We start from the raw sequence: 908 nt of genomic DNA, 5'->3' as shown, positions 1-908 counted from the left end.
GGCCTCTCTGGCACAGAGGCAAAACAGAGTGGAACTCTCATCTTCCTCCCGAAACGGGTGGACAATATACAGCGCTGACGACGAGGAATTCGCAGCAGCGAGCGTCGAAGGGCATGCGATCATCCTGGATGAGGATGGAGATTATGGTGTCTTCTTTAATGGGGATCACTGCAATACATTCAGTTCGGATGCTTATGAGCTTTCCGAACTGATTTCACGTATTTCGGCAGCTACTACAGCTTCAAGTCCTCTCTGGAACCAGGTCAGAAAAGATATCCTTCGAGATTTCCAGTTCAACTACGCTGACCAGGAAACCTACGACACACTGGACGACGTGATCGACACAGCACGTCTTATGGTATCCGAGGCGTATTATGACGGACCTGATTTCGAGAATCTTGAAGACGCTGAGAAGCGGGTGATTCTGGCCTATATCTTCACGCTGACCGACTACGGCCTGAAGCACGACGACCGGTTTCCTCCGCCCCTCGAAATACCCGAAGCCCTGATCCTCATTCTCCTTTCCGCGAACCGCCAATGCCCACTCCAAGAGACAGATTGATATTTCGGGTCGTCTGGAAGATTCGCGGCATCCCTGTCGGCGAATTCCTCTGCAAGCGCCGACAAGTCGACAGTCTCAAGAAAGCAGTCGCCAAGATGATCCCGGTTGATGGTGAGGTTGTCTCTTTTGATATCTACCAAGGATTTAACAATACTCAACAAAGAAAAGGAATGCCGATTCAGTGGGAGCATGTTGAGACCATCTTCGCCGGATCGGACCTCCTGGATTACTGACATGGAATCGCTTGATATAGAATCTCTCGGCAACATTGGCGGACTGGTCGGACTTCTAGGTGTCGCCGGCATGATCCTGTGGCAGGCCTACAAGAACCTGTCTCCGAAATGGC

The 908-nt window shown here is 51.2% G+C and carries 2 protein-coding genes; both read left to right on the top strand.

Annotated features, from left to right (window positions below; genetic code table 11):
• Window positions 1-562, top strand: a 562-nt coding sequence (locus E4680_RS13925) for a hypothetical protein (RefSeq protein ID WP_205688956.1), incomplete at its 5' end; no start/stop codon positions are given.
• Complete coding sequence (locus E4680_RS13920) at window positions 559-795, top strand: hypothetical protein (RefSeq protein WP_135283029.1); 237 nt, start codon at window positions 559-561, stop codon at window positions 793-795. The genes E4680_RS13925 and E4680_RS13920, both read left to right, overlap by 4 nt.
• The last annotated feature ends 113 nt before the right edge of the window (window positions 796-908 follow it).

Source organism: Candidatus Macondimonas diazotrophica, assembly GCF_004684205.1.
Classification (GTDB): Bacteria; Pseudomonadota; Gammaproteobacteria; order UBA5335; family UBA5335; genus Macondimonas; species Macondimonas diazotrophica.
The sequence above is the reverse complement of the archived record's forward strand: the minus strand, read 5'-3'. Positions and strand labels throughout refer to the sequence as shown.